Consider the following 26,151-nt stretch of genomic DNA (forward strand, 5'->3'; position numbering starts at 1 on the left):
CGCAGCCGGTCAGTTGACCAGCTGGGTCATGAACTCGCCGACGCCGTGCGCCGCGCTCGAGATGCCTTCGAACCCTACCTGGACGAGATCGGCCGCCCGATCCGGAGACGTGATGATCGTGTACAGCACGAAGACGATGACCACGTAGAGCCCGATCTTCTTCGTTTGCACCATGCCGTGCCGCCTCCCTTGCCGCGGTGTCCCGGTCGCCTGTCCCCTGGCGGGTCGCGAGAGTCTATCCACACGTACGGCCGAATCAGCAGGCCGGTGGCATCCGTTCATCCGATCTTCGATACGGCCTTCGGGCCAAGCTCCCGGCGTACGGGGTCTTTTGCGGGAACCCGGGTGCCGGTGCTGTTCGCCGCGACGGCCGGGCCACCGACGGTGATCCGATGGCAACGGGATCCGACGGGCGGGGACGGACGCGAAGAAGGCACCGTCCCGTGGGGCGGTGCCTTCTTCGTCGAAGCGGTAGCGGTGGGATTTGAACCCACGGAGGAGTTGCCCCCTCACACGCTTTCGAGGCGTGCTCCTTAGGCCGCTCGGACACGCTACCGAGAGAGAGCTTAGCGGACGGGTGGCTCTGCTCCGAAATCGGTATCGGTCCTGCGGAAAAAGCGGGTGAGCAGCCCGGCGCACTCCTCGGCGAGCACCCCGTGGACGACCTCCGGCCGGTGGTTGAGCCGGCGGTCCCGTACGACGTCCCACAGCGAGCCCACCGCGCCCGCCTTCTCGTCGGCAGCGCCGTAGACCACCCGCTCGACCCGGGAGAGCACGATGGCGCCCGCGCACATCGTGCAGGGCTCCAGTGTCACCACGAGCGTGCAGCCCGTCAGCCGCCACTCTCCCGCGGCGCGAGCCGCCTCGCGGAGGGCCAGGACCTCCGCGTGCGCCGTCGGGTCACCGGTCGCCTCCCGCTCGTTGTGCCCGCGTCCGAGCACGGTGCCGTCCCGGCTCAGCACGAGGGCGCCCACCGGCACGTCCCCGTTCTCCGGTGCCCGCGCGGCCTCCTCCAGCGCCAGGCGCATCGACGCGCGCCACGGATCGCGCAGCGGGTCTCGCGGCGGATCCGGCGGGGCAGGGGGAGGAGCGTCCATGGGGACAGTGTCGGTCAGCGGTGGGCGGTGCAGGTCAGCGGACCGCCTCCAGGACGTCCACGCAGCCGAGTGCCTCGGCGATGGTGCCCAGGGCGTCGCTGTCCAGGACGACCAGCTGCTTCTCCGACATCCCCAGGTCATCGAGGATTTCGGAGTCGCCGATCGGCCCGGGCGGCACGGGCTCGTCGGCGTCGACCGAGTCCTCCTCGTCCTCCTCGGGCTCGCCGTCCTCCGTGCCGTCCAGGTCGACCAGGCGGTCCAGATCGTCGTCCGGGTCGCGGCCGAGCAATTCGTCGGTGAGCAGGATCTCCCCGTAGGAGCTGCGTGCGGCGGCGGCAGCATCCGAGATGTAGATGCGAGGGTCTTCCTCGCCGTCCACCCGGACGACGCCGAACCACGCGTCCTCCTGCTCGATGAAGGCCAGCACCGTGTCGTCGTCGACCGATGCCTCACGGGCCAGATCCGTCAGATCGGCCAAGGTCTCCACATCGTCGAGCTCTGTATCGCTCGCTTCCCACCCGTCTTCGGTGCGCGCGAGCAGTGCGGCGAAGTACACCGTGACTCTCCCACTGGTCATAGGCGTGTGCCGGGTCCGGCGGGAACAGCGGTCTTCTCCTCTGGACCCGCCCACTCGGAATCGTGGCAGAAACAACGCGTCCGCGAGAGGTCTTCCGCTGTGCGTCGTGCACCAGTCCTGCCACCGGACCGCATTTCGCCACCCATCGGAGGGTTACCAGCGAAAGGTCCTCATCCGCATCTGCTGGCGCATCCGGGCCGCTCGGGCCCTGCGCGGCTTGACGCGTTCCCGCAGCGCCTTGGCCTCGTTCAGTTCACGAAGGAATTGGGCGCGTCGCCTGCGCCGTTCCGCATCGTCCTGGGGAACGGGCGCGTCACTGGGCTGGTTCCGGTCCGGCAACAGCCACACCTCCCCGAGCTGGGCCGACGGTCCTGCCCCGTCGGCGTGGGAGCCCCGCCGAGGAGTCGTACCTGTCTCAACGGGCATACGTCCCCACTTTCCCCCGATCAGATGGTTTGATGCCACCGCTGCCACAGACTGCCGGGGGCCGACCGGGCGGCCCCGGTGCGGCGGGGCTCGGCTACTGTCGAAGCCATGCGGATCCACGTCGTCGACCACCCGCTGGTGGCGCACAAACTGACCACGCTGCGCGACGAGCGCACCGACTCACCCACCTTCCGGCGGCTCGCCGACGAGCTGGTCACCCTGCTCGCGTACGAGGCGACCCGCGATGTGCGCACCGAGCAGGCAGACCTCGTCACCCCTGTGACGGCGACGACCGGTGTGCGGCTCGCCCGCCCCCGCCCGCTGGTGGTGCCGATCCTGAGGGCGGGGCTGGGGATGCTCGAGGGCATGGTCCGGCTGCTGCCGACCGCCGAGGTCGGCTTCCTGGGCATGATCCGGGACGAGGAGACGCTCCAGGCGTCCACGTACGCGACCCGGATGCCCGAGGACCTCTCGGGCCGCCAGGTGTACGTACTGGACCCGATGCTGGCGACCGGGGGCACGCTGGTCGCGGCCATCCAGGAGCTCATCGCGCGGGGTGCGGACGACGTCACGGCGATCTGCCTGCTGGCGGCGCCGGAGGGCGTGGAGCGCATGGAGGAGGAGCTGGCGGGCACGCCGGTCACCGTGGTCACGGCCGCGGTGGACGAGCGCCTCAACGACCAGGGCTATATCGTCCCGGGCCTCGGCGACGCGGGCGACCGCATGTACGGAACCGCAGGCTGACCGGCGGGCCCGGTCAGCACTTCCCCGAACCGCCGGAGGGCTCCGGCGAGGGGTTGGACAGGGCGACCAGCGCCTGGTCGGCGCTCTTCTTCTCCGACAGGGTCTTGAAGGCGTCGCCGATGATCAGGTCGATGTCCTCGCCCTTGCGCCGGTCCGCCTGGGTCGTCGCTCCGGCGAGCTGCGTGCCCAGCACCTTGAACTGCCCGTCGTCCGCCTTCCGGGCGCCGAGCAGCATCCCGGAGCCCTTCACCTTCTTGTCGTACGTGGCGGGCGCATTGCCCACCTTGCCGATCTTGAAGCCGCGCTTCTTCAGCTCGTCCGCGGTCTGCTTGGCCAGGCCGCTGCGCGGCGTCGCGTTGTAGACGTTCACCGTGATCTCAGCGGGTTTCGGCATCGGCTCGGCAGCTGGGCTCGGACCGCTCTGCGGCCCGCAGCCCGCTCCCTTGGCCGCCGCCCGGGCCTTGCCGCCGCCTCCGGTGAACACGTCGATGAGCTGCAGAGTCCCCCATCCGGCCAGCCCGAGTGCGGCCACCGTGCCGATCACGGCGAGCACGATCCGGCGTCGATTGCGGGGCCGGCGCATCCGCGGGTATCTGTCCCCCGTGATGCGGTACTTACCGCCCATGCCGGGGGGAGTCAGCATGCTCATGGGCGCAGCGTAGTCCGACCGGGCACCTCTGCCTACTAAATGATCAACGCGTGGCGTGCAGCCCAACCCAAAAGGGCCAATACCGCTCACGACGGAGGGACTGGGAGTAGGGAGCGCCCGGAGGGGTCCGGTGGCGTCAGCCCAGTTCGAGCACGCGCGCGTGCAGCACCTGGCGCTGCTGGAGTGCTGCGCGCACCGCGCGGTGCAGCCCGTCCTCCAGATAGAGGTCCCCTTGCCATTTCACGACATGCGCGAAGAGGTCCCCGTAGAAGGTCGAGTCCTCGGCGAGAAGGGTCTCGAGGTCCAGCTGGCCCTTGGTGGTGACGAGCTGGTCGAGGCGTACCGGGCGTGGAGCGACATCCGCCCACTGGCGGGTGCTCTCCCGGCCGTGGTCGGGGTACGGCCGCCCGTTTCCGATGCGCTTGAAGATCACACGGAAAGCCTACCGGTCCTGACGCTCCGGGCGCAGCCATGGCGCAGGAGTGCAAAGGTGGGTAAACGCTCGCATTACCGGAGCGACAAATGAGTGGAAGCGCCGCCTCCGCGGACCTCCGCGCAGAGCTCGCCGTGGGCCGGCCTTCGCCGGGCCCTGCGGATCGGGAGGGCCGCCGAGGGACGGAATCTGCCGCCGCGTTGTCTCTCTGCCGCGTCCGGCTGGGCATGTCCCCTCCAAAAGGCGCAGCTCAACTCCTCACCGCGGACGGGACGGGTCAGGGCCGGCGGCGGTCGCCCCGCTGCCGCGGTGGACGGGCCGGAGTGACCCCGGGGGCGCTTCCCGCCTCCTCGCACCAGGGCGCGTGGCCGGTACTCGGGCGCATTCTTCGGCGCATCCGAATTCGACACGAAAGAGTTGCCCTGCGCTGCTCCGGACGGCCGTGCGCTCGTCTCCGTAGCGGAAGCGTCCGGGCCGTCCTCGGCCGACCGGTGACCTCCCGCTCGCGGTCCCTCATGCGCGGGCTGTGGGCGGCGAGTCGGCGTACGAGGCGCCGGGCCGATCGGTCGCACCCGGATCGGCCGCGAGGCGCCCGCTCGCTCGGTGCCTGTGGCCGGCAGGGCAGGTACACCGCAGGCGCTGAGCGGCCGAGCGCGCTCAGCGCCTGCGTTCCCTTCGGGGGGACGGGTGCTATTCGGTGACCGGGTCGTGGCCGTCGTGCAGCCCGCCGCCGCTGCCCGCGTCACCCTCGGTCGGCAGTGACTCGACGGGCTTTTCCAGTGAGCTGAGGTCGTACGCATAGCGGCCCACGGCATTGGCGATCACATCGATGTTGGTGTCGAAAGCCGACATATCGATGTTCTTGATGGTGTCGCATGCCGAGTGGTAGCAGGCGTCGTAGGCGACACCGGCCTCGCCGCCGAACTTCTTCGCCTGCGCCTCGGTCTTGATCCCTTCGGCCCCGGTGAAGGTGCCGCCCGAGGGGATGCCCACCTCGATGAAGGGCCCGTAGTCGGAGCGTCCGGTGAAGTCGGTGCCCTCGTGAGGGGTGCCCCGGCGGTCGAGGAAGTCGTTGATCTGCTTCTCGAGCTGCGCCGAGCCCTCGGGTCCCGGGCCCGCGCCCGTACCGTCCGAGTCGTCGCCGTCGTAGACGAATTGGCCGTGGTTCGGCGACGCGATCATGTCGAAGTTCAGATAGAGCGCTATCTGCTTCTTCTGCTCCTCGCTGAGCCCCGCGACGTAGTCCTCGGAGCCGACCAGGCCCAGTTCCTCCGCCGACCACCAGGCGAAGCGGATCGTGTTGTCCGGCTTCTTGTGCGACTTGGCGAGGTCCAGCGCGACCTCCAGCAGTCCGGCCGAGCCGGAGCCGTTGTCGTTGATGCCGGGCCCCGCGGCTACGGAGTCGAGATGGGAGCCGAGCATCACCGTGCGGTCGTCATCCCCGCCGCGTGTCTCGGCGATGACATTGCGGGTCGTCCGTTGCTCCTGGAGCTCGCGGACCTCCAAGGAGACCGTGACCTCGCCCTTGGCGGCCTCGGCGGTCAGCTCTTCGCCGTCCTTCTGCGTGACGCCGCCGGTGGGTATTCTCCCGGCCGCGGGGTCGCCGATCGTGCCGGACAGCGCCCCTTCGGTGTTGTTGTGGATGATGGCTCCGACAGCGCCCGCGGCTGCCGCGGCGGCCTGCTTGTCGGCGAAGGTGCAGCCGCCGCGCTTGATGAGCGCGATCTTCCCGGTGAAGGTCCCGGAGGCGTAGTCGGCGGCCTCGCAGCCGGTGGTCGCGTCTGCCGGGACGACCCCGAGCGGCGCCTTGATGCCGCCCTCCGGGGTGCTCTTCGTGTAGGTCATCGCCTTGATCACGACGTCCCGCGGGGTCGGCGTGACGACGGAGAGCTTCTCGGCGAGCGTTTCGGTGTAGGTGAACTCGAAGGCGTCGTAGGACACCTCGAAGCCGGCCTTCTGCAGCAGCCGGTACACGTACGCGGCGGAGGCGTCGTGCCCGAGCGATCCGGCGGCGCGGTGGCCCCCGGCCGAGTCGGCGATGGCCTGGAATCTCTTCAGATGACCGAGAGCGCTCTTCGCGGATGACTTCTCGACGAGCTTGCGGGCGAGCTTCTCGGCCTTCTTCCCCGCGTCGTCGGGGCGGGCGGCGGCGGGCGAGGCCGAGGCGATCAGCAGCGGGGCGGTGAGAGCGGCGGCGGCCAGGGCGGCTATCGCTCGGCGCGAGTGACGTACGTCCACAGGAGTCCTTCCGGGCAGACGGCGGGGACACAGGTGTTCGGCGTGCGGGTGCTTGCGTCCGCGATGCGAACGCGATGCAACGAAAGCTAGCGAGCGGGAGGCCCACTGGGAACGTATGCGGCACAAGTCACCGGCGCCTCTTGAGACATCGGCCTCGGACGGACCGCATCGGAGGACGCGGATTGGGGTGCGTGCGGACTCGTCCGCAAGAGGTTCCGCATCTCCGGGCGTCCGTTCGGGCGGTCTCCGAGGCGACTTGAGCCGACGAGGCGTCGGCGCGCGCGGCCGCCGTGCTCGGCGTACGGGACCGGTTCCGGGAGGCGGGCCAGGCGCCCGTACGGCCCGGTTGCGGCGCCTGGCCGTACGTTCAAGCATTGCCGAAAGGGAAGCAGAGCAAGCCCTCCGGAGGCGGACATGACGCTCCACGCAGCGCTGCCCACCGGACGCTGTCCGGTCACGGTCGGTGACAGGGCGCCTCGGGTGGCTGTCACGGCCGCGGACCCGTGCCGGACCGGGCGGGACCGATGAGCCAGGAGGCGGTCGACGAGCGGCCCCTGCGCTGTCTGGTGACCGGGGCGACCGGCTACGTCGGCGGCAGGCTGGTGCCCGAGCTGCTGGCGAAGGGGCACGCGGTGCGCTGCCTGGCCCGCTCCCCCGGCAAGCTGCGCGATCACTCTTGGGCCGGACGGGCGGAGGTCGTACGCGGGGATGTGACGGACGAGGACTCCGTACGTGCGGCGATGGAGGGTGTGGACGTCGCGTACTACCTGGTGCACGCGCTGGGTACGGGCTCAGGTTTCGAGGAGACCGATCGCCGCGCGGCGCGGGCGTTCGGCGAGTGTGCGCGCGCTGCCGGGATCCGGCGGATCGTCTACCTCGGCGGGCTGACCCCGGCAGGGGTGCCCGAGCGTGAGCTGTCACCGCATCTGCGGTCCCGGGCCGAAGTGGGCCGCATCCTGTTGGAGTCGGGGGTGCCGACCGCCGTGCTGCGGGCAGCCGTGATCATCGGTTCGGGCTCCGCCTCGTTCGAGATGCTGCGCTATCTGACCGAACGGCTGCCGCTGATGGTGACGCCGGGCTGGGTGCGCACCCGGACACAGCCGATCGCGATCCGCGATGTGCTCCGTCTGCTCGTGGGCTGCGCGCGACTGCCGTTCGAGGTGAACCGCACCTTCGACATCGGCGGTCCGGACGTCCTGACGTACCAGGACATGATGCAGCGGTACGCCGCTGTCGCGGGGTTGCCGAAACGGGTCATCGTCGGCGTGCCGGTGCTCACGCCCGGGTTGTCCAGCCTCTGGGTCGGCCTGATCACGCCCGTGCCGGGCGCCATCGCCCGCCCGCTGGTCGAGTCGCTGCGGCACGAAGTGGTCTGCGCGGAACGGGACATCGAGCGCTATGTGCCGAGCCCGCCGGATGGGCTGCTGGGCCTGGACCAAGCGCTCCGGCTCGCTCTGAAGCGTATTCGCGAAGCGGACGTGGCCACCCGCCGGCCCTCCGCGGCTGCCCCCGGAGCGCCGAGCGATCCGCTGCCGACGGACCCGGAGTGGGCGGGCGGAAGCCTCTACACGGACCACCGTGAGCGCGCTGTCGGAGCGTCGCCGGAGGCGCTGTGGCGGGTGGTGGAGGGGATCGGGGGCGAGAACGGCTGGTACTCGCTGCCTCTCGCCTGGGCTCTGCGCGGATGGCTCGACACCCTGATGGGCGGGGTGGGCATGCGCCGGGGCCGCCGGGACGCGGCACGGCTGCGGGTCGGGGATCATCTCGACTTCTGGCGGGTCGAGGAGATCGAGCCGCAACGGCTGCTGCGGCTGCGGGCCGAGATGCGGCTGCCGGGTCAGGCATGGCTGGAGATGACGGTCGACCGGAGCCCGGCGGGAGGGACGGTGTACCGCCAGCACGCCCTGTTCCATCCGCACGGTCTCGCGGGGCACGCCTACTGGTGGAGCGTTTTCCCGTTCCACGCCGTGGTGTTCGGCGGGATGGCCCGGAACATCGCTGCCAAGGCCGAGGCCACCAACCCTGCCGGCGCAGGCTGACCGAGGGTGGCCACCGGGGGGCTGTCCGTGCCGGGCGCAGCTGATCCGCTGCTCCGCCGGGCCAGGTCCGGCACACGACCGCGCCCGTTCCTCCGCGGGCCTCCTCGCGCCGTTCCTCCGAGTCCCGAGTCCCGCTCGTGCCGGGGGTGCCGGGGGGTGTCGGGAGCTTCGGAAGGCGGTTGCGCCGCGCCCTACCGGGCCCGGAGGAGGTCCGCTGCAAGCCGGGTGGTCATCGGCGTCCGCCGCCTGTCGCGCGATTGAGGAGTTCCGCGGCGAGCTGTGCGGTGGAGTCGCGTGTGCTCTGGGCGAGCAGCGATGTCCGGATGGGGCCGCCTGCGGCGAGATGCCGGTCGTAGGGCAGGGCCAGCACGCGTACGCCCTCCAGGTGCAGATGCGCCGCGGCCGCCTCGATGTCGAGGGTCATGTGCGGGGAGGTGGAGACGAGGACGACGACGGTGCGGTGCAGCATTTTGGGGCGCGGTACTTCGGCCATCCAGTTGAGTACCGAGCGGGTGCTCGCCACGCCCTCGAGTGTGGCGGGAGTGACCAGCACGCGGGCGTGGGCGGCCACCAGGGCGGTACGGGCGAGGTCGCTGGGGAGCGTTTCGCTGTCGACCACGGTGATGGCGAAGTAGCGGCGCAGCGCGACCATGACCGACTCGTACTCGGACGGTTCCAGCCGGGTGCCGACCTTGCCCTGGCTGGCGGGCAGCAACCAGCCGCCGTCGGGCAGTTGGACGAGATAGCCGGTGATGTCGGTGAGCTGCATGGACGGGTCGACGATGCGGGCCAGGTCGCTACAGGTCCAGCGGATGGCCGGGGCGCCGAGACGGACCGGGAGGGTGCCCAGCGCGGGGTCGGCCTCGAGGGTCAGTACCGGATCGTGCCGGTAGTGCTCGAAGGTGCGGCCGAGGAGGGCTGCCACGGTGGTCTTGCCCGCGCCGCCGCGGATGCTGGTGACGGCGATCTGGCGGCCGGTGGTGATCGGCTGCTGGAGTTCCTGCGCGACCTTGGTGACGGATTCGACCTCCCTGGCCGCCGAGGACCCGATCAGCTTGCGGACGCTGCGTCCGGTACGCCGGGCGGCCGAGTCACCGTTACGGGGTTTGCCCTCTGCCCGCGCGAGTTCGGGGTCGACCGTCGCGGCGGAGAGGGGGGTGGGCAGCGATACCCGCGGGCCCGACTGCTGGGGCTGGTGCTGGGGCTGGTGTTGCGGCGGGGCCTGTGGCCGGGGCTCTGTCCGGGGCCGCTGGGGCTCTGGCGGCGCCTGCTGCTCCGGAGGGTGATCCGGAAGTGCGGGTGCCGCGGGGGCAATCGCGGGGGGTGACGGAGGCGTAGGCGTATGGCGGGCATCGCCGGTCAGTTGATGCAGGACATCACCTTGCCAGTCGTTCCCGGTCATTCCGTTTCCCCTCAAGGCTGTGGCGCTCAGAACGCGTTGAGCAGTCGTGCGTACACACCGAACACGCCCACGGCGAGCGGGCACAGCACGATGACACCGGCGGACTCGGCCAGGTCGGCGAAGCGGCGCAGCCGGACCCGTACATGCTCGGAGGGCTCCAGGACGAGCACGCCGAGCGGCAGCACCGCCGTCACACCCAGCAGAGCCAGCGGCCCGTACGGTGGGCCGTCCGCATTCTCCATCCACAGCATGATGAGCCGTACCAGCAGCGCGGTGCCGGCCGCGAGGAGCACGACGACTTCCGCGACGAGCGGGAAAGCCCTTGAGCGGGACACCAGTACCACGGCGAGGACTGCCGTCAGCGACACCGTCCACGGGTTTGCCACTTCGACGGTGAGCAGCCCGGCGCCGACGGCGGACGCGGCGGTGACGATGGTGGCGAGCGCCAGTCCGCGGTGCGTCGCCGCCAGCGCGGTGTCGACCCCGTAGCGGCTCACGGAGACACCGTGCGACCGGTGGTCGTCCAGCGCCGTCAGCCCGGCCGCCATCAGCGCGAGCCTCGGCAGGAGGCCCAGCACCGCGACCGAAACCACCACCAGCGTGGCGCCGAGCCGGTCAGGATCGTCCAGGAGCAGCGCGGTCAGTTCCCATACGGCGGTGGTGGCCGCCACCCCGCCTGCCCCGATGTACCCGCCGCGCCCGACGGGTGTGAACAGCCCGGTCAGGACGAGTGTCACGACGAGCGCTGCGGCAACAGCGGCCAGCCGCGCCTCCGGTGACCACGCGTGAGCGTCGGCGGCGGTCCACGCAGCCAGCAAGCCGAGCACACCGGCGGTGAGGACGAGGGTCGCGGCGAGGCCGCGGTTGCCGATCCGGTCCGCCGCTGCGCTCAGGGCGGCCAGGAGGAGGGTGAAGCCGAGCAGCGACAGCGCGACAGCCGACATGCCGAAGGCGCCGCGCGCCAGGACCGCGGCTGTGGCGGCGAGGACGACGGTGGCCAGTCCGGCCGAGATCCGGCGTACGGCGGGCCGCCACCGCCAGGTGCGCACGTCGAGGGCCTCGGCCACCTGGTCGGCGACATCGTGTACGGCCGGCATGGAGGGGGCGTTGTGCGTCCGTACCAGCCGCAGCACGGCTCCGTCGGTGACGCCGGCCGAGGCGAGGGTGCCGCTCAGGGGCAGGACCGCACCGTCGGCCGTGACGAGTTGCCGCAGCGCCGGATCACCGGAGATCCGGTCCTCCAGCTGCCGGATCACGTCGGGCAGCAGTCGGCCGATGGGTTCGCCGGACGGCAGCGCGAGCTCCACTCGCCGCCGCTCCCCGACCAGGGTGACGCGGCTCAACTCGGCGCTTTGCGCAGCCCCCATACTCAGCACCGGTCGAAGTTATCATCGGGCCGACCTGCGCACCGAGGTCTCCGTGGAACGTTCGTTCATGAGCCCGGCCGCTGCTGCTCGGCCGGCGTGCTCGCGATGGACGACCTCGAGCCGCTCGGCGTCCCGACCATGAGCCGGTGGCTCGTACGGTCGAACGGCCCGGCGCCCGGCTACGGGAGACGCACCCGTCCGCATCGTCGGTGGGGCGTCCCGGTGTCGGCGAGGCTGCGGAGCCGGGCCGACGGCGGTGCGTCTCCCGAATCGACGCCGACGACCGTGTGGGGGTCCGGGGACGGGCCGGTCCATTCCGCAGTGAAGAAAGTCCGCTCGCATCCCAGCTGCTCCCTGATCGCGTCGTCGACGCAACAAGGCCGCGAGCAGGCAGAGTTGACTCCGTACGACGGAGGAGCAGCGCCCGTCGCTCTCGAGCAGCAGGGCGTCGATGGTCGGGGCCGCGATCTCCAACTCGCCGGATGTGGACGACGGACCGCCGGTCCTCCTCGTCGTCCGGTGCGGGACGCGCTTCCGCGCACGCGGGCGCGGGCCGGTGGGGGACATGCCCGGGACGCCGCGGGCCCGACGGCGGGGGCGGTTCCGTTCACGAGGCCGGAGAGTACGCCGTTCGCCTTGAGCACTACGTCGCACAGGAGGGCCAGCGCGGTGGTCGGTGTCCGTTGCCCCGACTCGATCCGGCTCGGATGTAATGGACGAGACGGGACAGCCCGGCCAAAGACAGTCCGGCTCTTGTCCGGCGTAACTGGAGGGCGGGTCCGAGGAGGACAACCGTCATCGGCGTACTCCTCAGCGAGGCGGTGGGGAACGACATCATCGAGTGAAGTGAAATTTGTCCGATGAACACGGGTGATCACTCATTCATCCCGGTCGGGTCAGTGGCTGTGTCAAAGAGGAATGCGAAGGGGGCGGCTGCGGTCGGTCGGCGCGACGGAGAAGTCGGCGAACCGCGGATGGTGATCGCGGTCGCCGGAGAGGTAGAGGCGGCGTGCGGCGTGTGGTCCAGCGGAGTTGATCGACCACGTGGCGTGTGCGGCCGCCGGGAGGCCACTTCGTACGTGATCCCTCGGCGTTCGGCGCGGGCGTTCGGCGCTCTGCGCTCGGTGGCGCAGCGCGAGGCGATGGCCGTGCGCCTCGTAGGAGCGCCGCGCGCCCGAAGGCGCCGACGGGGAACCGGAGTACGACGAAGGCCCCGACCGGTTTCCCGGTCGGGGCCTTCGTTTCTGCCCGGTGAGAGCAGTGCGGAGGATACGAGATTCGAACTCGTGAGGGGTTGCCCCCAACACGCTTTCCAAGCGTGCGCCCTAGGCCACTAGGCGAATCCTCCGCGGCAAACAATACAAGACCCGAGGCAGTGGTAGCGAACTCGTTCTCACCCCGTCCTATCCGCTAGGGTGGGGCTCAGCCCCTCACGTGGCGCCATCTCACCGAACTCCCCCAGGGCCGGAAGGCAGCAAGGGTAGGCGGGCTCTGGCGGGTGCGTGGGGGGCCCTTTCTTTTCCCCCGCCGGCGGCTCAGTCCCTCGGCCGTGGAGCCGACGGCCGGGCGCCGGGTCGGGGCGGACGGGCGGCCGGGTCCGGTTGTCGGTGCGGGCCGATATCGTCGTATGCGTGTCGTCCCTCGCGCTCTACCGCCGCTACCGCCCCGAGACCTTCGCCGAGGTCATCGGGCAGGAGCATGTCACCGGTCCGCTGCAGCAGGCGCTGCGCAACAACCGGGTCAACCACGCGTATCTGTTCAGTGGCCCGCGCGGCTGCGGCAAGACGACCAGCGCTCGTATCCTCGCCCGCTGCCTGAACTGCGTGCAGGGCCCCACGCCCACGCCCTGCGGCGAGTGCCAGTCCTGCCGCGACCTGGCGCGCAACGGGCCCGGATCGATCGACGTCATCGAGATCGACGCGGCGTCCCACGGTGGTGTGGACGACGCCCGCGAGCTGCGGGAGAAGGCGTTCTTCGGCCCGGCCTCGAGCCGGTACAAGATCTACATCATCGACGAGGCGCACATGGTCACCTCGGCGGGCTTCAACGCCCTGCTGAAGGTGGTGGAGGAGCCGCCGGAGCATCTCAAGTTCATCTTCGCGACGACGGAGCCCGAGAAGGTCATCGGCACGATCCGCTCGCGCACGCACCACTACCCCTTCCGGCTGGTGCCGCCCAGCACGCTGCGCGACTACCTCGGCGAGGTGTGCGAGCGCGAGGCGATCCCGGTCGAGGACGGCGTGCTGCCGCTGGTCGTACGGGCCGGGGCGGGTTCCGTACGGGACTCGATGTCCGTCATGGACCAGCTCCTCGCCGGCGCGGCCGAGGACGGTGTGACATACGTCATGGCCACCGCGCTGCTCGGATACACGGACTCGTCGCTGCTCGACGAGGTCGTCGATGCCTTCGCCGCGGGCGACGGCAGCACGGCGTTCGAGATCGTGGACCGCGTCATCGAGGGCGGTAACGACCCGCGGCGCTTTGTCGCCGACCTTCTGGAACGGCTGCGCGACTTGGTGATCCTCGCCGCCGTGCCCGGGGCGGCGGAGAAGGGGCTGATCGACGCCCCGGCGGACGTCGTGGAGCGGATGCAGGCTCAGGCCGCGGTCTTCGGCGCGGCTGAGCTCAGCCGCGCGGCGGACTTGGTCAACGAGGGTCTGACCGAGATGCGGGGCGCCACGTCACCGCGGCTGCAGCTCGAGCTGATCTGCGCGCGGGTGCTGCTGCCGGCGGCCTTCGGCGACGAGCGTTCGATGCAGGCCAGGCTGGACCGGCTGGAGCGGGGTGCGCTCGCGGGCGGGCTCTCCGGAGCGGGGCCCGGCCCCGCGATGGGGTACGTACCGGGGCCGGACGACGCCCATGCCCCCGCTGCCCACGCCCCCGCCGCTCCTGCTGCGGGATCCGGCCCGGCGGCTGCCCGTGCGGCACTGCCCGGCCGCGCGGCAGGACCGCAATCCGGTGCCGGTGCTGGTGCGGGTGCCGGTGCGGGTGTGCCTGAGGGTGCGGCCGCGGCGCAGGCCGGGCCGGAACAGGCAGCCGCGGCACCACCGGCTGCCCCCGGACGGCCGGGGGGAACCGGAGCGGCAGCCGAGCAGGGCCAGGGAGGCGCCGTCTCCCGCCCGGGCGCCTGGCCCGGCGGCGGATCACCCCAGACCGAATCCTCCGGCGGTGCCGGACGGCAGCCCGGTGGCTGGCCTTCGGCCGGTACGCCGGGCGCGGGCGCACCGGCGGCGTCTCCCACTCCCCCCTCATCCCCGGCTCCCGCGACACCCGCGGCGGGCGGCCCCGCACCGGGGGCGGCGCAGGGTGCCGTACAGGTCCGGCAGAAGTGGCCGGACATCCTTGAGGCGGTGAAGAACCGGCGCCGCTTCACCTGGATCCTGCTGAGCCAGAACGCCCAGGTCGCGGGCTTTGACGGCACCACGCTCCAACTCGGTTTCTCCAATGCCGGCGCCCGGGACAGCTTCGTCGGGGGCGGCAGCGAGGATGTGCTCCGGCAGGCGTTGAACGACTCACTGGGCGTCCAGTGGAAGGTCGAGGCGATCGTCGACCCGTCGGGAGGCGGAGCGCAGGGAGGCGGTGCCTCAGGCCCGGGCCTCGGCGGCGGTGGCCCGGCGGCCCCGCGGCCATCGGCCCCGGCTCCGGCCCGGGAAGCGCAGCCTCCCGCACGGCCCGCGACCCCCGCACCTGCTCCTCGGCCCGCTCCATCGGAGACGGAGCCGCGGCCCGAGGCCCCGTCGTACCGGGAGCCCGAGCCTCCGCCCGTCGCGCCGGAGGACGACATGCCCACCGAGGACGACCCGGACCTCGACGACACGGCCCTGAGTGGGCACGACCTGATCGTCCGGGAGCTCGGGGCGACGGTCGTGGAGGAGTACACGAACGAGTAGGGCATCTGCCCCCGGCCCCGGCCGCACCGCTCCATGACCCCTGACCTCCGCTCCGTGCTTCGCCGCTCCACGGACCTCGTGCACAACGGCATTCGCCACAACTGCCCGCACGCGTGCGACCGGAGACCGGATCCCGTGGGGCGCCCGGAGCCCCCGAACCCGTACCGCCCGGAGCCCGGAACCCGTATCGCCGGAGACCCAATGTGGACCCCGCCCCGGGCCGCGGCGCGTACTCGTCGTCGGCCGGAGCCCGCGGCTCCGCTCCGCCGCGCCGCCGACCGGGGCTCCTCCCCACGGCGTAGCGCGCGGCGTCCCCTGACCACGTAGGCTCGGGCTACCGAACAAAAGTCGTCGAATGCCAGGAGTGAAGCCGTGATTCCCGGTGGTGGGCAGCCCGATATGCAGCAGCTGCTTCAGCAGGCACAGAAGATGCAGCAGGATCTCGCCGCGGCCCAGCAAGAACTGGCCGAGACCCCTGTCGAAGGGTCCGCGGGCGGCGGGCTCGTCAAGGCCACGGTGACCGGAGCCGGCGAGCTCCAGGGCCTGGTCATCGACCCGAAGGCCGTGGATCCTGAGGACACGGAGACCCTCGCGGATCTCGTTCTCGCGGCCGTCCGGGACGCGAACAACGCAGCGCAGGAACTCCAGCAGCAGAAGCTCGGCCCGCTCGCCCAGGGCCTCGGCGGAATGCCGGGTCTCCCCTTCTGACCCGGCTGACCCGGCGGTCTCCCGGCCGGCGGCTCCTGACGGGCGGGCCCCGGCCCGAAGGCTCGACCTGGCCATTCTGATCCGGTCCTTAATGCGGATCAACTAGCGTACGTGGCAGGAAAGAAGAAGGAGACGGCGTTCCGTGTATGAAGGCGTGGTCCAGGACCTCATCGACGAGTTGGGCAGGCTGCCCGGCGTCGGTCCCAAGAGCGCGCAGCGGATCGCCTTCCACATCCTCCAGGCGGAGCCGGCCGACGTCCGCCGGCTCGCCCACGCACTGACCGAGGTCAAGGCCAAGGTCCGGTTCTGCGCCGTCTGCGGCAATGTCGCGCAGGAGGAGCAGTGCCGGGTCTGTCAGGACCCGCGCCGGGACCGCGCGGTCATCTGCGTGGTCGAGGAGCCGAAGGACGTCGTCGCAATCGAGCGGACCCGTGAGTTCCGGGGCCGCTACCACGTGCTCGGCGGGGCCATCAGCCCCATCGAGGGCGTGGGTCCGGACGACCTGCGGATCAGGGAGCTGCTGGCCCGGCTCGCCGACGGCGCCGTCACCGAGCTGATCCTGGCCACCGACCCGAATCTCGAGGGGGAGGCCACCGCCACCTACCTTGCGCGCATGGTGAAGCCCATGGGACTGAAGGTCACGCGACTGGCCAGCGGGCTCCCTGTAGGGGGAGACCTGGAGTACGCCGACGAGGTAACGCTGGGCCGTGCCTTCGAAGGGAGACGACTTCTCGATGTCTGACGCCACGCTGCACGACAGCAAGCAGGATCCGGACGACTTCGCGGTTCAGATCGCCGACCAGATCGAGAGCTTCATCGTCGCCGTCACGGAAGTGGCGAAGGGCGACGAACCCGGTAGCGCGATCCCGTATCTGCTGCTGGAGGTGTCCCAGCTGCTCCTCGCGGGCGGCCGGCTCGGCGCGCATGAGGACATCGTTCCCGAGGAGCAGTACGAGGCGGACACCGGCCCGGAGCCGGATGACGTCGACGAGCTGCGCGAGCGCTTCGCCGAGCTGCTCGACCCCGCGGACGTCTACTCCGAGGTCTTCGACCCGTACGTGCCGCGCAGCGAGCCCGTGGCCTGCCGGATCTCCGACGACCTCGCGGACATCATCACCGACCTGCGGCACGGGATGGCCCACTACCGGGCGGGCCGGGTTTCCGAGGCCCTGTGGTGGTGGCAGTTCTCGTACTTCTCCAACTGGGGCCCCACCGCCTCCGCCGCGCTCCGCGCCCTCCAGTCGCTGCTGGCCCACATCCGTACCGAGAGCCCGCTGGACGAGCTGGACGGCCTGGACACGGACGCCGAGGCGGCCTCGGACGACGGATCTCTGGAGGAGGAGGCGGGCCGGGTGATGGCCGAGGAGATCGCGGCCCCGCTGGGCCTCCGTCCGGCACGCGTCCGCCGCTGAGCCCGGAGGCCGGAGCTCGGAGGCCGGAGGCCGGCGCCCTGAGCCCTGAGCCCCTGGCCCGGTGCCTGAGCCCGGCTTTCGCGCCCACTTCCGGCCGGCCGGCCGACCGTTCCGTCAGGACGGCGTTGCCCGGTCCCTGCCTCGGCCCTGGCTTCCTGCCAGGGCGAAAACCGAAAGCCGCCGGTCGGGGGACCGAGCGACTGTCCACGCGTGCCGGTGACGCATCGAACCGGCCGGAACCGGCCGCGGTCCGGTTTGGCACGGATGTGACCTGGGTTACGTTCCGGTGTGCTCCGCCTGGTATTGGGCAGGGGCAATCGCGGAGCGGGCACGGGAGTCCGGCACGTCTCAATGATCACGGAGTGAGCAACGTGTCTCACAATGCGATATTGAGATGGCTGATTCCGCCTGCTCGTTAGACTGAGCCGACCGAAGGATCCCGATACGGGGTCCCCGGAAGACAGAGTTACGAGGAGCGCACGTGGGCCTTGTCGTGCAGAAGTACGGCGGCTCCTCCGTTGCGGATGCCGAAGGCATCAAGCGCGTCGCCAAGCGAATCGTCGAAGCCAAGAGGACCGGCCACCAGGTGGTCGTCGTGGTTTCGGCGATGGGCGATACGACGGATGAGCTGATCGATCTCGCTGCGCAGGTATCCCCGATCCCTGCCGGACGAGAGTTCGACATGCTGCTGACCGCCGGAGAGCGGATCTCCATGGCGCTGCTGGCGATGGCGATCAAAAACCTCGGACACGAGGCGCAATCGTTCACCGGCAGCCAGGCGGGAGTCATCACCGACTCGGTCCACAACAAAGCGCGGATCATCGACGTCACGCCGGGTCGGATCAAGAGCTCGGTCGACGAGGGCAACATCGCCATCGTCGCCGGCTTCCAGGGGGTGTCCCAGGACAAGAAGGACATCACCACCCTCGGCCGCGGCGGATCCGACACCACCGCGGTGGCACTCGCCGCCGCGCTGGACGCCGAGGTGTGCGAGATCTACACCGATGTCGATGGTGTCTTCACCGCCGATCCGCGGGTCGTGAAGAAGGCCCGCAAGATCGACTGGATCTCCGCGGACGACATGCTGGAGCTCGCCAGCTCCGGCTCCAAGGTGCTCCTGCACCGCTGCGTCGAGTACGCACGCCGATACAACATTCCGATCCACGTCCGGTCGTCGTTCTCCGGCTTCCGGGGCACCTGGGTCAGCAACGAGCAGCGAGGGGACCACCAGCCGATGGAGCAGGCACTCATTTCGGGGGTTGCCCACGACACGTCCGAGGCGAAGGTCACGGTCGTCGGGGTGCCGGACAAGCCCGGCGAGGCGGCCACGATCTTCCGTGCCATCGCGGACGCCGAGATCAACATCGACATGGTGGTGCAGAACGTCTCGGCGGCCTCCACCGGTCTGACCGACATCTCCTTCACCCTGCCCAAGACCGAGGGACGCAAGGCCATCGAGGCGCTGGAGCGGACCAAGAGCGCCATCGGCTTCGAGTCGCTTCGCTACGACGACCAGATCGCCAAGATCTCGCTCGTCGGCGCCGGCATGAAGACCAACCCGGGCGTCACCGCGGGCTTCTTCGAGGCGCTCTCGGGCGCCGGGGTCAACATCGAGCTGATCTCCACATCGGAGATCCGCATTTCGGTCGTCACCCGTGCGGATGACGTCAACGAGGCCGTCCGCGCGGTGCACACCGCCTTCGGCCTGGACAGCGAGAGCGACGAAGCCGTCGTGTACGGAGGTACCGGTCGATGACTGCGGCCCGTAAGCCCACCCTTGCCGTCGTCGGCGCCACCGGCGCCGTCGGCACCGTGATGCTCGGCATCCTCTCGGAGCGCGCCGACATCTGGGGCGAGATCCGTCTCATCGCCTCCCCGCGCTCGGCCGGAAAGAAGCTCATCGTGCGCGGCGAGGAGGTCGAGGTCGTCGCGCTGAGCGAAGAGGCCTTCGAGGGCGTCGACGTCGCGATGTTCGACGTGCCGGACGAGGTCTCGGCGGAGTGGGCGCCGATCGCCGCGGCCAAGGGCGCGGTCGCGGTCGACAACTCCGGAGCCTTCCGGATGGACCCGGACGTGCCGCTGGTCGTACCCGAGGTGAACGCGCACGCGGCACGGGTCCGCCCGCGCGGCATCATCTCCAACCCCAACTGCACCACCCTGTCGATGATCGTCGCCATGGGTGCGCTGCACTCCGAGTGGGGCCTTTCCGAGCTGATCATCTCCTCGTACCAGGCCGTCTCCGGCTCGGGCAAGGAGGGTGTCGACACGCTCCGCGACCAGATCGCCAAGGTCGCGGGGACGGATCTGGGCACGCAGCCCGGCGATGTACGCCGCGCGGTGGGCGAGTTCGGCCCCTACCCGGCGCCGATCGCACTCAACGTGGTGCCGTTCGCCGGCTCGCTGAAGGAGGACGGCTGGTCCTCCGAGGAGCTCAAGGTCCGCAACGAGTCCCGCAAGATCCTTGGGCTGGCCGGCCTGCGGGTCACCGCGACCTGCGTGCGCGTGCCCGTGATCACCACGCACTCGCTGACCGTCCATGCGCGGTTCGAGAGCGACGTGACGGTCGACAAGGCGCACGAGATCCTCAGTGGTGCGCCGGGCGTGGTGCTGTGCGACAACCCGGCCGAGGGCGAGTTCCCGACGCCGGCGGACGTCGTCGGTACCGACCCGACCTGGGTCGGCCGGGTGCGGCGCTCGATGGACGACCCGAAGGCGCTGGAACTCTTCGTGTGCGGCGACAACCTGCGCAAGGGCGCCGCGCTGAACACCGCCCAGATCGCGGAAGTTGTGGCGGCGGAGTTCGCCGGCGCGTAGAACGGCGTACGATCGTAGCCCGCAGGACTTGTGAAGATTGTGTGATCAAGTCGCTGGTCCGTACCACTTGAACTGGACCAGTGATCTGTTCGACTATTCGCTCCCCGCCCACTGCAACCGGCAGTTGGGTGGGGAGCGTCTTTGCTGCCGTCGTTCAAAGTCGCTGTGATAATTGGGGCATTTGGGAAAGAACGGTGCGCATGAGGTCATTTGATGCTTCGTCAAAAGCGGTGGCTCACGCGTACAACCCTGACGGGGGGAAGCGTGTCCAACAAGCGTGGCAGAGGTACTCGGCATTTCAGCGACCCCCGGGGGCGGCGCAGCGGTTCTGCGTCCGCTCCGTCCCCGTGCAACCGGCGGTATGCCGGTGATCGCTCCCATGCCTGCCGCGCGTCCCACACGCATACCGTCGCAGCGCGAGGGCACTGACGAGGCGATGGCAGCCGGCACCACAATCGATCACCTCACCGAGACCTACCGCGCCCACTACCGGTCGCTGCTCGGCCTCGCCGCGCTCCTCCTCGACGACACCGCCTCCTGCGAGGACGTCGTACAAGAGGCGTTCATTCGCGTGCACTCCGCGCGCAGCAGGGTCCGCGAACCGGAGAAGACCCTCGCCTATCTGCGGCAGACGGTCGTCAATCTGTCCCGCTCCGCGCTGCGTCGCCGGATCCTCGGGCTGAAGCTCCTCAGCAAGCCGATGCCCGACATGGCGAGCGCGGAGGAGGGGGCGTACGAGCAGCTGGAGCGCGATCAATTGATCAAGGCGATGCGAGGACTGCAGCGCCGGCAGCGCGAGGTGCTCGTGCTGCGTTACTTCGCCGATATGACGGAAGCGCAGGTGGCCGAGACACTCGGTATATCGCTGGGCTCGGTCAAGGCGTACGGCTCGCGGGGGATCGCGGCGCTTCGCGTCGCCATGGAGGCCCCGGCATGAGTGAGAAGGACTACGGCCCGGACAGCCAGGCCGGCCCGGAAGGGCGGTCGAACGGCCTGGACGGCCTGGACGGACGGGAAGCGCTGAACGGACCGGACGGCCTGGATGGTCCGGACCGACCGGACGGCCCGGACCGACCGGACGACCTGGATCGACCGGACGACCTGGATCGACCGGACGACCTGGACGGCTCCGACGGGCAACCGGCCGACGAATTGGCGCTCCGGCGGCTGCTGCACAGCGTGGTCGACGAGATCGAGCCGACGCCCGATGCCCTCGAACATCTGCGGCGCGCCGTCCCGGCCCGCCGGGCCCGTAAGCGGCAGGCACTCGTCGGCGCGGCAGCAGCGGTGGTGCTCGTCGGGGCGGCGGTGCCCGCGCTGATCCATGTCGCGCGGAGCGGCGACGCGACGCAGGACCGGCCGGCCAACGCCGGGCACAGCGAGCGCACCCACGGCGGCGCCGGGGGCGGCGCGGTGAACGAGAACGGGGACGGTCACCGGGAGAAGGGCGAGCCGTCCGGCAAGGCCACCCAGGACGGGAAACACGGCAAGGGCAAGAAGGACGGCAGGACCAGGGAGCCGGGCGGCGGCACTGTCGGCGGCGGCACCGGCCCGTCCGAGACCATGGCGGCCACCTCGCCCACGTGTACCCGCAACCAGCTCGCCAACGGCGTTGCCTCGCCCGGCACGATGGACGGCGGGAGCACGGTCTACGGCTCGTTCCGGGTCACCAACACCTCGGGGACGACCTGCACGGTCGACGGCGGCGGGCTCGTCATCGCGACCGCGCAGGGCAGCGCCGACAGCACCCGCATCACGGTTGTGGACCACACGGCGGGCGACGCGGCCACCGGACTTCCCGACCCGGACGGTCAGCCGCAGCAGGTGATCCTCCAGCCCGGACACGGGTACGAGGTCAAGTTCGCCTGGATCCCGGCCGATGGTGGCTCGGGCGGCTGTCCCGACCCCGATACGTCCCCGGACCCCGGCAGTACGGGCGAGCCCGGCTCGGACGCGGCGGCCCAGACGGCGGCCGAAGAGCCGGCCACCGAACCCGCGGGCAGTGTGGCGCTCAGCCACACGCCGCAGGCCGGCGAACCCGCGGCCGCCGGCGCGACGATCACCAACGCCTGCGCCGGCACGATCTACCGCACGGGAGCGCTGGCAGCGTCCTGAACCCGGCTCCGCGGCACAGCCGTTGTGCCCGGACGCTGCGCGTACCGCTGTCGGCAGGCCCCCGTGAGGCCCGACAGGACTCGGGAGGACTCGGGAGGGCGGCAGACCTCGGGAGGGGAGAGCGGGCGGACCCATGCCCACGGATCCGTCCCGTCGGCCGGGCTGCCTCCGCCGAAGGGCCGCACGAGCCGCGCTCGGCGGACCGGGCGGGGCGCCGCCCAGGCCGGACCCCGGAGGGGGCCGGCCGGCCGGGGGCCCGTACCGTGGGGGTGTGTACCGGTTCCTGCTGACTCCCCGCTGGTGGGGAATCAACCTCTTCGTCGCGATCGGCGTACCCTTCTGCCTCTTCATGGGCAGCTGGCAGCTCAGCCGTTTCGAGGCGCGTGTGGAATCCCACCAGGAGCAGCAGCGGAACGAGGTCACCCACGCGAGGGCGGCTGCCGCGCCGCTGACCGATCTGCTGCCGGTCACCACCGAGACCTCCGGCCGGCTCGCCAGTACCACCGGCCGCTACGAGGACCAACTGCTTGTCCCGGACCGCCGGTTGGACGACAAGCGCGGCTTCTACGTCCTCACCCTGCTGCGTACGGCCGACAGCGGCAAGGCGCTGCCGGTCGTCCGAGGCTGGCTCCCCGGGGACGCCGGCACCGCCGATGTCCCCGCCCCGCCGGAGGGCACGGTCACCGTCACCGGCGCACTCCAGGCTTCGGAGAACCAGGGCACGGACGGAGTCCACGCGGGCGGCGGTCTCCCGGACGGCCAGCTCGGGATGATCAGCGCGGCATCACTGGTCAACCTCGTGCCGTACCAGGTGTACGACGCGTGGATCACCCTCCCCGGAGCCGGAGCCGGAGCCGGAGCCGGAGCCGGAGCCGAGGCAGGGGCAGGGGCAGGGGCCGGGAATGGAACCGAGGCCGGGACCGAAATCGGCGCCGGAACCGGAACACCGGGCGCGTTGCGACCGGTGCCGCCGACAGCCGTCGAGGGCAGCGGCCTCGACCTCAAGGCCTTCCAGAACCTCGGCTACACCGGTGAGTGGTTCGTCTTCGCGGGCTTTGTGATCTTCATGTGGTTCCGCCTCTTCCGCCGGGAGGCGGAGGCCCAGCGCGATCTGGCACTGGGCCTTCCGCCGGAGCGGACCGAGCTTCCGTCCCCTCAGCCCACAGCAGGCGCGGGCAAGTAGCGCAGCGCGAAGTCGATCTCCAGCTGCAGCTGTTTGATCCGCTCCTCCACGACCAGGGACCCGTGCCCCGCGTCGTACCGGTACACCTCGTGCGGAGCGCCCCTCTCCTCCAGCCTCCGTACATAGTTCTCCACCTGCTGGATGGGGCAGCGCGGATCGTTCACACCCGCCGATATGTAGACCGGCGCCCGCACCTGGTCGACGTACGTCAGGGGTGACGACGCCTCGAAGCGCTCGGGCACCTCCTCCGGCGTACCGCCCAGCAGAGTGCGGTCCATCGCCTTCAGCGCCTCCATCTCGTCGTGGTAGGCGGTGACATAGTCCGCCACCGGTACGGCCGCCAGGCCCAGCGCCCAGGCCTCCGGCTGCGTCCCGAGCCCGAGCAGCGTCAGATAGCCGCCCCACGAGCCGCCCGCGAGCACCAGTCGTTCCGGATCGGCGAGCCCGGACTCCACCGCCCAAGCGCGGACCGCCGCTATGTCCTCGAGCTCGATGAGCCCGATCCGGTGCTTGAGGGCATCCGTCCACTCCCGGCCGTATCCGGTCGAGCCGCGGTAGTTGACCCGGACGACCGCGAAGCCGTGGTCCACCCAGGCCGCCGGCCCGGCGGCGAAGGCATCGCTGTCGTGCCAGGTGGGCCCGCCGTGGATGTCGAAGACGGTCGGGAACGGGCCCGGGCCCTCCGGCTTCTGCACCAGCGCGTGCACCCGGCCTCCCGGGCCCTCCACCCATGCGTCGGTGACCGGGACGGACTCCGGAGCCTTCAGGCCGGGGGTCCCGCCGGCAGAGCCGGCGGGAGGGTCCAGCACTGTTCGCCCGGTCGTCGACCGGACCACCGGCGGCAGCGCCGCCGAGGACCACAGGAACTCAACCGACCCGTCCGGGCGGGCAGTCGCCTCCGACACCGTCCCGGCCGGAGTCTCCAGGCGCACCAGCTCGCCGGAGGTGAGCTCGTACCGCCACAGCTCGCTGCGGGCCTGGTGGCTGTGCTCGATCAGCAGCGCCGACCGGTCCGGGAGGCGGCTCTCCTCGCCGTCCTTCGGCGAGGCGGGCCCCTGCGCGCCCTGGTGCGGCTGCGGGAACCACTCAGCGCTTATCTCTCCCGGCAGATCGATGGCGAGCGCCGTCTCCTCTCCCGACAGCGGATCCCAGATCATCGGTTCCCAGCGGCCCCTGCGCTGGTGCCCGACGAGCATCCGCGAGTCCCCGTCGACCGGCGCGAATCCCAGGCAGGACAGTCCCAGCTCCTCGGTCCCGCCCTTGGTGTCGTCCAGCTCGGCGACAGCGGTGCCGTCGAGGCGCAGGACCCGCAGGGCGGAGTGCATCGCGTCGCCGTGCTCGGTGTGCTCCACCGCGATCAGGGTGCCGTCGTGCGACAGGTCGCCCACGCCGGCCGACTCGCGGTGCCGGTAGATCTCCACCGGCTCACCACCCGGCCGTATGACATGGACCGTCGACCCCTCCTCGTCCGTGGACCGCCCGACCACGGAGGTGCCGTCCCGGCCCAGCGCCAGCCCGGCGGGGTACGAGGGCTCCAGACCGGGCGCCGCGGGCTCGTCCTCGCCACCGCCGAAGGGCTGCCGGAGCCAGACCCCGAATTCGTCGCCGTCCGTATCGCTGAACCACCAGATCCACTCGCCGTCCGGTGACAGCACACCGTCCGTCGTACCGTTCGGCCGGTCCGTGGCCTGCCGCTGCGCGCCGCTCGTCCGGTCCCATGCGTACAGCTCGTACGTCCCCGTCGCATTCGACACGAACAGCGACCGGTCGGGCGCATTCTCCGCCCAGTCCGGCAGCCCGATCCGCGGTGCCCTGAAGCGCTTCTCCCAGTCCGGCATGGAGCCGGTGGACCCAGTGGACCCAGTGGTCTCGTCAGTCATGACCCCATTCTGCGCAGACCCACGGACAGGGCGCCGACGGGGCTCCCAGCCTGTGGACAACTCTTCTTTGCGTGCGCGGAGCCGCAGCTCAGGGGGCAGCGGGGCCGATATGGGGCGATGATCCTCTTCAGGTGAGAAGCTGAAATCAGTGGACGCGTCCTCCGGGGAGTGAGCCCGATGGGAACCAGCATGCATGTGGTCTGGAGCAAGAAAACGCCTGATCAGGTGGTCTATGAGACCTACGCGATCGTGGCGACCGAGAAGGACGACAGCCCCCGGCCCGCGGTCAAAAGCCGTAGACACGAAGTGCGCATCCGCAGCCGGACCCACGCCGCGGAGATCGCGGCCGAGCACGGGTACGAGCTCTTCGGGGAGGGCGAGGCCTGGGAGAGCCTGCCCGAGGATTAGGCCACTCCCGGTCCGGCAGGGGCGTCGGCGGCGTCGTCAGAGTCGTCGCAAACGCTGATCCGCAGGCGAGGCCCGTTGGGTCGGCCCATGCAAACGAAGGCTGCTCAGGGCCACCGGCAGCGGTGGGTGCCGGCACCGGGTCACCGCGATCGGCGTGGGATGCAGCTGCCGTCCTCACTCCGTAAGCTCGTATACGGGAGTGCCCGCCGATGGACCGAGTTCCACCAGGCGCGCGACGCCGCTCGTCTCCAGCTCCTTGAGGCGCAGGAGTAAAGCGATGGACGCACTGCTTGAGCGTGTGCTCGAAGTCCACGGTGGGCTGGACCGCTGGAGGAACGTCTCGACCCTCAGCGCACGGATCACTTACGGCGGCCCGTCCTGGGAGTTCAAGCGTCACGCCGACTTCACAGCGCACTACGGCGGAGAGTGGCTCGCGCCAGGCGCCGAGGTACAGCTCCTCCAAGGAGACGGCCGGGCTCGGTGGCGCTGCTCGGGTTCCCCGGATGGCGAAGGCGAAGGCGTGGTACAGCTCGCCCGAGTACCGGAGGATCCGGGCGGCCTCCGGCGGCCAGGGTTGATCGAGCTCTCGTGCTGGCATGGAGCCGTTCATGACCACACCGCGGGACCTGTTGATCGTTGCGACGGACATGGCGTCCAGTCGTCCTGTGGAGCCTGGCGCTCTGTCGCTTGCGCTCGCGGGAGCCGAGGCGATCGACCTCCTGGATGCCCAGGCCATCGGACTGGACGGCGATCACATCGTGCCGGGCCA

At 70.8% G+C, this 26,151-nt stretch carries 22 protein-coding genes, 2 tRNA genes, 1 other RNA gene and 1 pseudogene; 14 read left to right on the forward strand and 12 right to left on the reverse strand.

Going from position 1 to position 26,151, the window contains the following annotated elements:
* Positions 1-9 precede the first annotated feature (9 nt).
* From ABZW18_RS16230 to ABZW18_RS16250, 5 genes are all read right to left on the reverse strand, one after another.
* Positions 10-174 carry a hypothetical protein gene (locus ABZW18_RS16230; protein WP_356187709.1) on the reverse strand — a complete coding sequence of 55 codons (165 nt, stop codon included), beginning with the start codon at positions 172-174 and terminating at the stop codon, positions 10-12.
* A 295-nt stretch (positions 175-469) separates the two neighbouring features.
* Positions 470-556 (reverse strand) — tRNA-Ser (locus tag ABZW18_RS16235).
* Positions 557-566: 10 nt separating this feature from the next.
* Positions 567-1,097: a tRNA adenosine(34) deaminase TadA gene (gene tadA / locus ABZW18_RS16240; RefSeq protein WP_356187711.1), complete on the reverse strand. Its 531-nt coding sequence runs from the start codon at positions 1,095-1,097 to the stop codon at positions 567-569.
* A gap of 34 nt (positions 1,098-1,131) precedes the next feature.
* A complete protein-coding gene (locus ABZW18_RS16245; protein WP_356187713.1) occupies positions 1,132-1,674 on the reverse strand; it encodes a hypothetical protein in 543 nt (180 codons plus the stop codon).
* A 153-nt stretch (positions 1,675-1,827) separates the two neighbouring features.
* Entirely contained in the window at positions 1,828-2,100 is a 273-nt protein-coding gene (locus tag ABZW18_RS16250) for a hypothetical protein (protein ID WP_356187715.1), read from the reverse strand.
* A gap of 108 nt (positions 2,101-2,208) precedes the next feature.
* On the opposite strand from ABZW18_RS16250, the gene upp reads away from it, so the two are divergent.
* Complete coding sequence (gene upp / locus ABZW18_RS16255) at positions 2,209-2,844, forward strand: uracil phosphoribosyltransferase (protein ID WP_356187717.1); 636 nt, start codon at positions 2,209-2,211, stop codon at positions 2,842-2,844.
* Positions 2,845-2,857: 13 nt separating this feature from the next.
* On the opposite strand, the gene ABZW18_RS16260 is transcribed toward upp, so the two are convergent.
* From ABZW18_RS16260 to ABZW18_RS16270, 3 genes are all read right to left on the reverse strand, one after another.
* Complete coding sequence (locus ABZW18_RS16260; protein ID WP_356187719.1) at positions 2,858-3,493, reverse strand: LytR C-terminal domain-containing protein; 636 nt, start codon at positions 3,491-3,493, stop codon at positions 2,858-2,860.
* Between the two features lie 136 nt (positions 3,494-3,629).
* The gene (locus ABZW18_RS16265; RefSeq protein ID WP_003955420.1) at positions 3,630-3,926 is read right to left on the reverse strand and encodes a type II toxin-antitoxin system VapB family antitoxin; all 297 of its coding nucleotides are present in this window, start codon (positions 3,924-3,926) and stop codon (positions 3,630-3,632) included.
* A gap of 690 nt (positions 3,927-4,616) precedes the next feature.
* On the reverse strand, positions 4,617-6,137 hold the full coding sequence (locus ABZW18_RS16270; protein ID WP_356187756.1) for a M28 family metallopeptidase: 1,521 nt from the start codon (positions 6,135-6,137) through the stop codon (positions 4,617-4,619).
* A 551-nt stretch (positions 6,138-6,688) separates the two neighbouring features.
* On the opposite strand from ABZW18_RS16270, the gene ABZW18_RS16275 reads away from it, so the two are divergent.
* Positions 6,689-8,203: an SDR family oxidoreductase gene (locus tag ABZW18_RS16275; protein WP_356187721.1), complete on the forward strand. Its 1,515-nt coding sequence runs from the start codon at positions 6,689-6,691 to the stop codon at positions 8,201-8,203.
* Positions 8,204-8,432: 229 nt separating this feature from the next.
* Here the strand turns inward: ABZW18_RS16275 and ABZW18_RS16280 are convergent, their stop codons facing one another.
* The 3 genes from ABZW18_RS16280 to ABZW18_RS16290 form a co-directional block, all read right to left on the reverse strand.
* The gene (locus tag ABZW18_RS16280) at positions 8,433-9,605 is read right to left on the reverse strand and encodes a hypothetical protein (RefSeq protein WP_356187723.1); all 1,173 of its coding nucleotides are present in this window, start codon (positions 9,603-9,605) and stop codon (positions 8,433-8,435) included.
* A gap of 26 nt (positions 9,606-9,631) precedes the next feature.
* Positions 9,632-10,972, reverse strand: coding sequence for an EsaB/YukD family protein (locus ABZW18_RS16285; RefSeq protein WP_356187725.1), 1,341 nt, complete (start codon positions 10,970-10,972; stop codon positions 9,632-9,634).
* A gap of 1,263 nt (positions 10,973-12,235) precedes the next feature.
* A tRNA-Ser gene (locus ABZW18_RS16290) sits at positions 12,236-12,320 on the reverse strand.
* 73 nt (positions 12,321-12,393) lie between these two features.
* On the opposite strand from ABZW18_RS16290, the gene ffs reads away from it, so the two are divergent.
* The 10 genes from ffs to ABZW18_RS16340 all read left to right on the forward strand — a co-directional run bounded on the left by ffs (position 12,394) and on the right by ABZW18_RS16340 (position 23,094).
* Positions 12,394-12,490: signal recognition particle sRNA small type (gene ffs / locus ABZW18_RS16295), an RNA gene on the forward strand.
* 113 nt (positions 12,491-12,603) lie between these two features.
* A complete protein-coding gene (locus ABZW18_RS16300; protein ID WP_356187727.1) occupies positions 12,604-14,862 on the forward strand; it encodes a DNA polymerase III subunit gamma and tau in 2,259 nt (752 codons plus the stop codon).
* Between the two features lie 399 nt (positions 14,863-15,261).
* Positions 15,262-15,570 carry a YbaB/EbfC family nucleoid-associated protein gene (locus ABZW18_RS16305; RefSeq protein WP_356187729.1) on the forward strand — a complete coding sequence of 103 codons (309 nt, stop codon included), beginning with the start codon at positions 15,262-15,264 and terminating at the stop codon, positions 15,568-15,570.
* 142 nt (positions 15,571-15,712) lie between these two features.
* Positions 15,713-16,312 carry a recombination mediator RecR gene (recR, locus tag ABZW18_RS16310; RefSeq protein WP_356187731.1) on the forward strand — a complete coding sequence of 200 codons (600 nt, stop codon included), beginning with the start codon at positions 15,713-15,715 and terminating at the stop codon, positions 16,310-16,312.
* Positions 16,305-16,982 carry a DUF5063 domain-containing protein gene (locus ABZW18_RS16315; RefSeq protein ID WP_356187733.1) on the forward strand — a complete coding sequence of 226 codons (678 nt, stop codon included), beginning with the start codon at positions 16,305-16,307 and terminating at the stop codon, positions 16,980-16,982. Before recR ends, ABZW18_RS16315 begins: the two co-directional genes overlap by 8 nt.
* Positions 16,983-17,463: 481 nt before the next feature.
* Positions 17,464-18,738, forward strand: a complete 1,275-nt coding sequence (locus ABZW18_RS16320) for an aspartate kinase (RefSeq protein ID WP_356187735.1) — start codon at positions 17,464-17,466, stop codon at positions 18,736-18,738.
* The gene (locus tag ABZW18_RS16325; protein WP_356187737.1) at positions 18,735-19,796 is read left to right on the forward strand and encodes an aspartate-semialdehyde dehydrogenase; all 1,062 of its coding nucleotides are present in this window, start codon (positions 18,735-18,737) and stop codon (positions 19,794-19,796) included. The genes ABZW18_RS16320 and ABZW18_RS16325 overlap by 4 nt, the downstream gene beginning before the upstream one ends.
* A 361-nt stretch (positions 19,797-20,157) precedes the next feature.
* Entirely contained in the window at positions 20,158-20,733 is a 576-nt protein-coding gene (locus ABZW18_RS16330) for a SigE family RNA polymerase sigma factor (protein WP_356187739.1), read from the forward strand.
* Positions 20,730-21,911 (forward strand): hypothetical protein, encoded by a 1,182-nt coding sequence (locus tag ABZW18_RS16335; protein WP_356187741.1) that lies wholly within the window; start codon positions 20,730-20,732, stop codon positions 21,909-21,911. The genes ABZW18_RS16330 and ABZW18_RS16335 overlap by 4 nt, the downstream gene beginning before the upstream one ends.
* 271 nt (positions 21,912-22,182) lie before the next feature.
* On the forward strand, positions 22,183-23,094 hold the full coding sequence (locus tag ABZW18_RS16340) for an SURF1 family protein (protein ID WP_356187743.1): 912 nt from the start codon (positions 22,183-22,185) through the stop codon (positions 23,092-23,094).
* On the opposite strand, the gene ABZW18_RS16345 is transcribed toward ABZW18_RS16340, so the two are convergent.
* On the reverse strand, positions 23,067-24,974 hold the full coding sequence (locus ABZW18_RS16345) for a prolyl oligopeptidase family serine peptidase (protein WP_356187745.1): 1,908 nt from the start codon (positions 24,972-24,974) through the stop codon (positions 23,067-23,069). The two genes, ABZW18_RS16340 and ABZW18_RS16345, sit on opposite strands and share 28 nt — an antisense overlap.
* Before the next feature lie 177 nt (positions 24,975-25,151).
* On the opposite strand from ABZW18_RS16345, the gene ABZW18_RS16350 reads away from it, so the two are divergent.
* Together ABZW18_RS16350 and ABZW18_RS16355 are read left to right on the forward strand one after the other, a co-directional pair.
* Entirely contained in the window at positions 25,152-25,382 is a 231-nt protein-coding gene (locus ABZW18_RS16350; RefSeq protein ID WP_356187747.1) for a hypothetical protein, read from the forward strand.
* 608 nt (positions 25,383-25,990) lie between these two features.
* Positions 25,991-26,151, forward strand: a pseudogene (locus ABZW18_RS16355) (GPP34 family phosphoprotein); the annotation flags it as partial.

Origin of the sequence: Streptomyces sp. NPDC004647 (assembly GCF_040609575.1) — a bacterium.
GTDB lineage: Bacteria > Actinomycetota > Actinomycetes > Streptomycetales > Streptomycetaceae > Streptomyces.

Bases quoted from the DNA above. Each gene is read 5' to 3' on its own strand.
- ABZW18_RS16230 (WP_356187709.1), bottom strand. From the start codon at position 174: ATGGTGCAAACGAAGAAGATCGGGCTCTACGTGGTCATCGTCTTCGTG.
- tadA (WP_356187711.1), bottom strand. From the start codon at position 1,097: ATGGACGCTCCTCCCCCTGCCCCGCCGGATCCGCCGCGAGACCCGCTG.
- ABZW18_RS16245 (WP_356187713.1), bottom strand. From the start codon at position 1,674: ATGACCAGTGGGAGAGTCACGGTGTACTTCGCCGCACTGCTCGCGCGC.
- ABZW18_RS16250 (WP_356187715.1), bottom strand. From the start codon at position 2,100: ATGCCCGTTGAGACAGGTACGACTCCTCGGCGGGGCTCCCACGCCGAC.
- upp (WP_356187717.1), top strand. From the start codon at position 2,209: ATGCGGATCCACGTCGTCGACCACCCGCTGGTGGCGCACAAACTGACC.
- ABZW18_RS16260 (WP_356187719.1), bottom strand. From the start codon at position 3,493: ATGAGCATGCTGACTCCCCCCGGCATGGGCGGTAAGTACCGCATCACG.
- ABZW18_RS16275 (WP_356187721.1), top strand. From the start codon at position 6,689: ATGAGCCAGGAGGCGGTCGACGAGCGGCCCCTGCGCTGTCTGGTGACC.
- ABZW18_RS16280 (WP_356187723.1), bottom strand. From the start codon at position 9,605: ATGACCGGGAACGACTGGCAAGGTGATGTCCTGCATCAACTGACCGGC.
- ABZW18_RS16285 (WP_356187725.1), bottom strand. From the start codon at position 10,972: ATGGGGGCTGCGCAAAGCGCCGAGTTGAGCCGCGTCACCCTGGTCGGG.
- ABZW18_RS16305 (WP_356187729.1), top strand. From the start codon at position 15,262: ATGCAGCAGCTGCTTCAGCAGGCACAGAAGATGCAGCAGGATCTCGCC.
- ABZW18_RS16315 (WP_356187733.1), top strand. From the start codon at position 16,305: ATGTCTGACGCCACGCTGCACGACAGCAAGCAGGATCCGGACGACTTC.
- ABZW18_RS16325 (WP_356187737.1), top strand. From the start codon at position 18,735: ATGACTGCGGCCCGTAAGCCCACCCTTGCCGTCGTCGGCGCCACCGGC.
- ABZW18_RS16330 (WP_356187739.1), top strand. From the start codon at position 20,158: ATGCCGGTGATCGCTCCCATGCCTGCCGCGCGTCCCACACGCATACCG.
- ABZW18_RS16335 (WP_356187741.1), top strand. From the start codon at position 20,730: ATGAGTGAGAAGGACTACGGCCCGGACAGCCAGGCCGGCCCGGAAGGG.
- ABZW18_RS16345 (WP_356187745.1), bottom strand. From the start codon at position 24,974: ATGACTGACGAGACCACTGGGTCCACTGGGTCCACCGGCTCCATGCCG.
- ABZW18_RS16350 (WP_356187747.1), top strand. From the start codon at position 25,152: ATGGGAACCAGCATGCATGTGGTCTGGAGCAAGAAAACGCCTGATCAG.